Origin of the sequence: Ralstonia sp. UBA689, assembly GCF_002298975.1 — a bacterium.
Taxonomy (GTDB): Bacteria; Pseudomonadota; Gammaproteobacteria; order Burkholderiales; family Burkholderiaceae; genus Ralstonia.
In genome coordinates this window covers 71,480-78,728 of record NZ_DBMV01000022.1, presented here as the reverse complement: position 1 = coordinate 78,728, position 7,249 = coordinate 71,480, and the positions used below count along the sequence as shown (strand labels likewise).

6 protein-coding genes are annotated in these 7,249 nt (G+C 56.4%); all 6 read right to left on the bottom strand.

Annotation, left to right across the window (positions count from 1 at the left end):
* Nucleotides 1-102 precede the first annotated feature (102 nt).
* Genes B4F51_RS11035 through B4F51_RS11010 form a run of 6 tightly spaced genes read right to left on the bottom strand, consistent with a single transcriptional unit; the run spans nucleotide 103 to nucleotide 7,245 of the window.
* Entirely contained in the window at nucleotides 103-1,233 is a 1,131-nt protein-coding gene (locus tag B4F51_RS11035) for a glycosyltransferase (protein ID WP_296225435.1), read from the bottom strand.
* Nucleotides 1,230-2,498: a hypothetical protein gene (locus tag B4F51_RS11030; RefSeq protein WP_296225434.1), complete on the bottom strand. Its 1,269-nt coding sequence runs from the start codon at nucleotides 2,496-2,498 to the stop codon at nucleotides 1,230-1,232. The genes B4F51_RS11035 and B4F51_RS11030 overlap by 4 nt, the downstream gene beginning before the upstream one ends.
* Nucleotides 2,477-3,634, bottom strand: a complete 1,158-nt coding sequence (locus tag B4F51_RS11025; protein ID WP_296225432.1) for a glycosyltransferase family 2 protein — start codon at nucleotides 3,632-3,634, stop codon at nucleotides 2,477-2,479. The genes B4F51_RS11030 and B4F51_RS11025 overlap by 22 nt, the downstream gene beginning before the upstream one ends.
* 8 nt (nucleotides 3,635-3,642) lie before the next feature.
* The gene (locus B4F51_RS11020; protein WP_296225430.1) at nucleotides 3,643-4,683 is read right to left on the bottom strand and encodes a polysaccharide biosynthesis protein; all 1,041 of its coding nucleotides are present in this window, start codon (nucleotides 4,681-4,683) and stop codon (nucleotides 3,643-3,645) included.
* A 28-nt stretch (nucleotides 4,684-4,711) separates the two neighbouring features.
* Complete coding sequence (locus tag B4F51_RS11015; RefSeq protein WP_296225428.1) at nucleotides 4,712-6,058, bottom strand: lipopolysaccharide biosynthesis protein; 1,347 nt, start codon at nucleotides 6,056-6,058, stop codon at nucleotides 4,712-4,714.
* A gap of 59 nt (nucleotides 6,059-6,117) precedes the next feature.
* Nucleotides 6,118-7,245, bottom strand: coding sequence for a DegT/DnrJ/EryC1/StrS family aminotransferase (locus B4F51_RS11010; protein ID WP_296225426.1), 1,128 nt, complete (start codon nucleotides 7,243-7,245; stop codon nucleotides 6,118-6,120).
* Nucleotides 7,246-7,249 lie beyond the last annotated feature (4 nt).

Genomic DNA, 7,249 nt, shown 5'->3' with positions numbered 1-7,249 from the left:
TTGTTCAGGGCCGACTAGTTAGGCCGTTGCACGCGAGCGGACAAAAGGAACGACGACTGCATTAAACGCTCCTCGAGTCGTCACCGATGCACGCGCAATGGGTTAGCCAACCATGTCAACGAAAGCACTACCAGACTCCGTGACAGTCTTTTCCAGTAGGATGTCAAAAAGCTGATTCCAATTCTCTGCAAATGGATCCGCCGGGCGCACGGCAATACATTCGTCGAACTGGAGCCGCCCTTGCGAGAGTTGATACATTTGTTGTGCCAACGCATTGCTGTCAGTGACATCGAAGAACGATGCGCCGTCGTACATCCCCACAGATTCGTGCGCGTAAGGTAGATCCGCCGCCAGAATCGCCAGTCCGTAGCGCTTTGCTTCGGTCAGCGGCAGACCCCATGTCTCGGCCTTGGAGGCGAACACAAGACAATCCGACGATTCGTAGGCATTGGCCATCTCTGTAGTAGACAATCGACCTGCGAATATAACACCGCGTAGCCCGCCGTATTTCCGGTGGAGCATTTGCGCATAGCGATTCTCGGCACCGTCAATCGTAAGAACCAGCTCACCTCGCCAGCCCTCCATTGTCTCCAGTATCCGCCATGCTTCCAACACCAGCTCAATATTCTTGAATGGACGTGGTAAAGCCGGATAAATATACCGCGTCGCCCGCTGCTTCTTGCACACGCCAGCAAGCACATCGGGAGTTGGGTATGCCACGATGACAGCACCATCACCGTAATATTCATTAAGCTTTTTGCGCAGCGAAACCTGTTGCGCAATCATATACCGATTGCTTTTGACGTTTATCGCGCAAGCGTAGCGATAGAACAGCGAGAACAGCAGAAGCTTCGGCTCGTAGTACACATCCTTCATGCCCATACGATAGAACGCCGCCGCATTATGGAAATATGTTGCCTGAGGCACCCTACCGATGCGCGGGGTCACATCGTGGATTGATAGCCAAAAATCGGGGGCGAGATCCTGAGCAATTTTTCGGCAATCAAAGAATTCGAATTTCAAGCGCGCAAACCAGCTTCGCTTAATCTCCTTAAACGCTAAAAACCTCGTCCGCTCAGATTGAAACAATTCCGCGTCGTGAACAATTGCGACGATATCCCATTTATCCGAAAGGAACAGCTCCGCCGCAGCAAGACATTCGCGAAAAACAGTAAGCGTCCCTCCTTCCGTCAAATTGACGCCTGAGATCACTAGTTTCTTTCTGATACTCACGTGTTGATCCTCTTTAAGCCAATCACTGCAGCCGAGATCGCGGTAAACAAGATAAAAAAATCGGGGGTGAAATAACCGGCGCCGCGAACAAACATTTCGATGGACACACCGACGACCCCGGCCCGCAGGAACGTGCGCCAATGCGGCGTTTCTCCCCCAGAAGCCCGCCGCATGTCGCACATGCATTTCGCCGCAAACAGGACATACCACGCCAAAAGAAAGATGCCAACATAGCCCAGTTCGCCAACGATTTTTGCCGCAGCCGTTCCGCCGTCCAACAGGTTCTGGTCCCCGAGACCTTGCGCCTGCAGCTTGGCGAGAACATCGCCACCGATATACGTGACACCGAACTGCTGGAATCCGAGCCCCCAGCCACGCGAAATATCGATGGCTTGAAGCGCATACTCCCAACCACGCAGTAAGACGAGAACAGACAGATTGTCTGTACTCTCATCAATCACCAGGCGATCGCGAAAATATTCCATCGCCGGTTCTGATTGACCGAGTACCATCATTAGCATAGCGACAAAAACGCTCAGCATTAGCAACGCTTTGAATCTGAGGCGAATCAGCGGAAGCACAGCAAGAATCACCACTACCAGCATGGTCAGGTTCTGGATCAATAAGCCCCACATGAAGAAGCTCGCCAGCACGAGTTCGCAGCGCCGCAGCCGTCGAGCCGTCGCATAGAGCAGAAGCGGCGCTGAGACCATAGCAAGGTGCGACGGCTCCGAAAAGACGCCGCAGGCCTTAAACGATGCGTGTGCGACGACAACGACCCCAGACAAGCCCAACGCAGCGTTAACCGCCAGAAACCAAAGGCCCCACGTCACCAACCGATCTACTGAGCGATCGCTGCAAGTAGACAGGCGCTCCGCGAAAATACCAGATGCTCCCCAGATCAAGACTAGCAATGCCAGCCCCCCGAACAGACGTTGCGTATCCTGTTCATCGCCGTATGCCGATGCGAACAGGCTCTGTGCGGTTAGCACGAGTACGAAGCCCGTCGTCACAAGAATCCACCGCGCCAAACGGCGCCGAGACATCCGCGTACCGAAGTACAAGTCAATTACGCCGTGAGAAATCAGAATCACAGCGGTCAGCGCAATGCCTAACGCCATCGAAGTTGCGCCGAATATCGTCATGACGGCGCTCGGAAGCACCACTACCAGCAACAATATCAGCAGCGTCAGTCGACTAGCATCGTGCGGACCCGACGGCACGGCGCCCGTTATTAGCCTACTCATGGCTTCGGCGGCTGCCATACGGGCACGGCCTTACTGAGGGCTTCATATGCGGCACCGACTGTCTCCAGTCCCGCGATCTCCCTAGGCGGCGTACCGAAGCGGAGCCATACGCGGCGGAATTGCAATAGCGCCTCCGCATAGGCTCCGCGCAATGCGCCGAGCCCGAACCTGAGATACCCGTTCTGTGAAATCCACAGCTTCGCGCTGTGCTTGACCGCTTCCCGACGGGCCGGATATTGGAAGTACAGCTTGGCGTACAGTCGAGGGTAATTGACGGGGCAACCCACGAGCTCTCTATCGCTCAATGCGCACTGTAACGAATACGTCCAAACGTTCTCTGGAGAGTAAAATTCCGGTACACGATCTTCCCAGATCAATCCAGGGCCGAAACGCTTAATATGGTCGCGGGCGCGCAAATCGTCTTGGTCCTGACGTGCCGCCCCTTCACCTGCCGTACTTTGCGCCGACGCGCCCGGGATGACGAACGGATAGTCGATACGCACGGCTTGACGCGCCTCCGCGCTCAACATGACTGCACTGTAGATGTCCGGACTCACGCCGCCGAACAGGTGCCCGTTCTTTTCGATGACCCGATCAACGACACGACGGCTGATCAATCCGTGATAAGCGCGCGGCATATTGCGCAACCCCCCCCCTGGCCGATTCGCAGCAGACGCGATGGTGCTCATCGCATCCAAATTTTCGACCCGGCCAGAGCTTGGCGCAATAAAAAGCTTGCCTGCATAGCCATCCGCAAAGTACTTGGAACGCACGCCCGGCCAAAAGTAATTCGCAATAAATCGATCCGTGTAGGAGACGATCGCATCGATTTCGTTGGCCTTCGCCCATGACGCTATTTCCTCCACGCACGGTCCAACGCAATCATCATCGCCAATGAACATCAGGTATTCCCCTGTGGCCATTGCGAGCGCACGTTCGAAGTTATCGACCACACTGATCTTGGTGGCATCGTGAACGTAGACGAGCCTCGAATTCGTCAGCAACGGCGCCAGCGTCCCTTCGCTCAAAGATTGATCGCTGTTGTCACGAACGATCACCTCCGCTTGCGTGACTCGCAGTAACGTCTCGATGACAGACGCGAGATAGTGTTGCCGATTGCTACTCGGAATGACAATCGAAAGAAGCGGGCGCATATGAGTCCTCACTCGTTCATCAATGCATCGAGACGACCAACTTGGCGCAAGTTCTCACGCACTTCTGGCAACGTCAGCAACAACTTGATGATTTCGTCGACGGACAACCGCTCCGTGTTGTGCGACGTGTAGTCATCCACCACGTTGGCGCTCGGCGAACCTTCCGAAATGAAGAGCTCATAGTTCAGGTCGCGGTTGTCCGCCGGTACCCGATAGTACCGGCCTGCATCCTCTGCCTTTGCCATCTCTTCTCGCGAGACCAGCGTCTCGTAGAGCTTTTCGCCGTGACGAGTACCAATCACTTCGGTCGGAGCCGTCGTACCAAACATCTTGTTGAGCGCGACCGCGAGGTCGCCAATGGTGCTGGCGGGTGCCTTCTGAACAAAGATGTCCCCCTGATTTCCATGCTGGAATGCATGGAGAACCAAATCGACGGAATCCTCCAACGACATCAAGAAACGCGTCATGTTCGGATCTGTGACGCGCATTGGCTGACCGGCGCGAATCTTTTCCATAAACAGCGGAATCACCGAACCACGCGATGCCATGACGTTTCCATAGCGCGTCGCGCACAAGACGGGACCGCCCTCGCGTACCGTGCGTGCCTTAGCCACCAGCACCTTCTCCGCCATAGATTTGGAAATGCCCATGGCATTAATCGGATACACCGCCTTGTCGGTGCTCAACAGCACTACACGCTGTACGCCATTCGCGATCGCAGCGTTCAGCACGTTCTCAGTCCCCAGCACATTGGTACGCACGGCTTCCATTGGGAAGAATTCGCAAGACGGTACTTGCTTCAATGCGGCGGCATGGAAGACGAAATCGACACCTACCATCGCTTGCGCGATCGAATCGTAGTTGCGCACGTCGCCGATGCAGAAGCGGACTTTCGGGCTGCGCAAAGCAATGCGCATGTCTTCCTGCTTCTTTTCATCCCGGCTGAAAATGACGATTTCCTTCACATCGCTTTTTAGGAAACGGTTCAGAACGGTGTTCCCGAACGATCCGGTCCCCCCCGTGATCATCAAGACTTTGTCTTTAAGCATGGTAGTAACGACTTCTCAAAAATAATTGTTAGAGCGCTTGCTTCAATGCGTACAGAGCAATCACTGCTCCGCCTCCGACCACAACCCAGAGCGCAGTCAACACCGCGTTGCGTTCGACGTACCGCGTCCTGCCCCCTCGCGCAAGCACTAGGCATCTAGCCCATGAAACCAGGGTCGAGACAGAGTGATAGCACGCATACACCAAGCACACGCCAATAATGCTGCTGCGGGAGGCAGCGAACAGTGCGAGCCCCAGGGTAATGACCGTCATAACAGTCGAAGCGACGGCCTGGAATCGGAAGTCCTGATAGGCGACCAATAGCACGTAGGGCACATATCCCAGTGCCCCGATTGCGATACCCGGCAAGAGAATGCCGGCATATTTAATGACCTGTGGCGCTCCCGTTCCATGGAGCAGCCAAAGGTGAATAAGCGGGTCCCGAAACAGCCACAAGATGCCTGTCGGCAAAATGGTGGCCAACACGATGATCGTGGCATAGCGCCGAAGCACTTGTCCCGCACGCGCGTGGTCCCGCTCATGGATAGCATTGACCAGCCGTGGCTGGAAGAACTGCATCACTGGCCCTGCAAGCGTCGAAATCGGTGTCAGGCACAACACCATCGCCAAGTAATATGGCCCCAATTCCGCTGGTGACATGAACGCCGAAACGATCGGCTTGTCGAGTTGCATGACCGCCGCCCCTGCCAAACCAAACAGCATTAAGGGCTTGCCGCGAAGAAACAGCTTCCGGCAGCCTTCGAGTGTGACGCGGCCGACCACACCGTCAATTGAGAGTACTTTGTTGCAATGCACCCAGGTCACCACGTACTGCGCAAGCGCCAGCACGCACTGAGAAATCAGAAATACGTCCAACGAGACCCCAATGACCTTCATTGCCGCTAGCGTCCCCCCCCCTCGCGCCAACACACCCGCCAGTTGAATGATGCCGGCGTCCAGATAGCGGCGCTTCGCCAGGAGTGCTGACATTGCGACGTTCTGTTGCGTAAGGGCCCATAGCAACACAAGGGTCAGAAGCATCTGCGGTAACGTAAGGGAGACGCCCATCAGCGATGCTACGCTGATCAACGCTACGCCCAGTGCCGCATACGAGACGTTCAGCACTGTTTCCGCCGAGCGCCAGATATCAACCGACGCCTGTCGTGAGCTGTCGTCTGCGGCGATATCGCGCCCGACAATGGTCGACATACCAAGGTCGAGAATCAGCAACAGCGCCTGCAGCGAAAAAATGACCGCCACGACGCCGAACTGCTCCGGCCCCAGCAATCGGTTGAACTGCGGCAGGATCAGAACGCCGACGATCACTGCGCCAGCCTTGCTCGCATACAGCATGGCCATATCGATCAGGCTGCGCACGAGATGCCCAGCCGCGCCCGCGCGAGCATGCTTCCCTGCGACCATCGACCGCAAGTGTTTCATCGAGGCGACCATACTGACTGAAGGCAGCGGCCCAACGCGGCAATGCTTTGCGCGTCGAGCCAGGGTCCGCAAGGCAACACGATGACCTCGGATTGAAACCGCTCTGTCCCTGGCAATGGCCGCGACTTTGCGACAAAGCCAGAGTAGGCGTCATTGCGCTGATGGAGGATCGATGCCTGCACACCCAAGGACTTCAGCTTGGCAAGTTTTTCGTCCCGATCACGGCTCAGCACGGCAAATCCCCACCAGCCTGATTGACCGTCATTCGTGCAACGTACTGCCTGAACGCCGCACAGCGAATCGATGATCGATTCCACATACGCGGCATTTTCGCGGAGTCGTGTTTTGTTCCGATCCCAATCAGCCAGATGGGCGAGGCCAACGGCTGCGTTCAAATTGCTCATTGCGCACGACCATCCGATCTCAGCAATGTCGGCGGCGGGATTGATTTCACCGCGCGCATCGCGAAAGCCGCCCAGATCGATGCCGAAGCGTCGCAGTCGCCGCGCGCGCTGTGCCGTCGCCTCATCAGGACAAAACAGCACGCCGCCGTCCAGCGCGTTGACCTGACGGTTCGGATAGAAAGAATAGACGGCGAAATCGCCGAATGCCCCCACCGGCCGTCCATCGATTTCGGCGCCGAGCGCGGCGTTGCAATCCTCGATCAGCACTAAACCACGCACCCGACAGAATTCGGCGATTTCCCGCATCGAGGCTGGGTAACCCGCTACGTGATAAACGGTGACAGCTCTTGTCTTTTCGGTAATAGCCCGCGACAGATCTTCACACGATATCGCCGCCGTTTCTGGGTCAATGTCGACCCAGACTGGGGTTGCACCAACGCGCTTAATAGCCGAATTCGAGGACAGGCAGGAGTACGCCAACGTCGCGACTTCGTCCCCGTCCCCGACGCCGGCCAGATGGAGCGCGAGCACCAATGCGTTCGTCATGTTGTCGGTCGCCACCGCAAAGTCGCGGGCGACTGTCTTCGCAAACGCCGTTTCAAACTGCGCGACAAACGGTCCGCTTGCAATCTGCCCTGTCGACAGCACACCCAACGCCGCCGCATCCATCGCTGCGGTTGGGCGAGCGTCGAAAAGACGGAAGACTTCTGATGACGGCATGATG

Bases quoted from the DNA above. Each gene is read 5' to 3' on its own strand.
- B4F51_RS11020 (WP_296225430.1), bottom strand. From the start codon at position 4,683: ATGCTTAAAGACAAAGTCTTGATGATCACGGGGGGGACCGGATCGTTC.
- B4F51_RS11010 (WP_296225426.1), bottom strand. From the start codon at position 7,245: ATGCCGTCATCAGAAGTCTTCCGTCTTTTCGACGCTCGCCCAACCGCA.
- B4F51_RS11030 (WP_296225434.1), bottom strand. From the start codon at position 2,498: ATGGCAGCCGCCGAAGCCATGAGTAGGCTAATAACGGGCGCCGTGCCG.
- B4F51_RS11025 (WP_296225432.1), bottom strand. From the start codon at position 3,634: ATGCGCCCGCTTCTTTCGATTGTCATTCCGAGTAGCAATCGGCAACAC.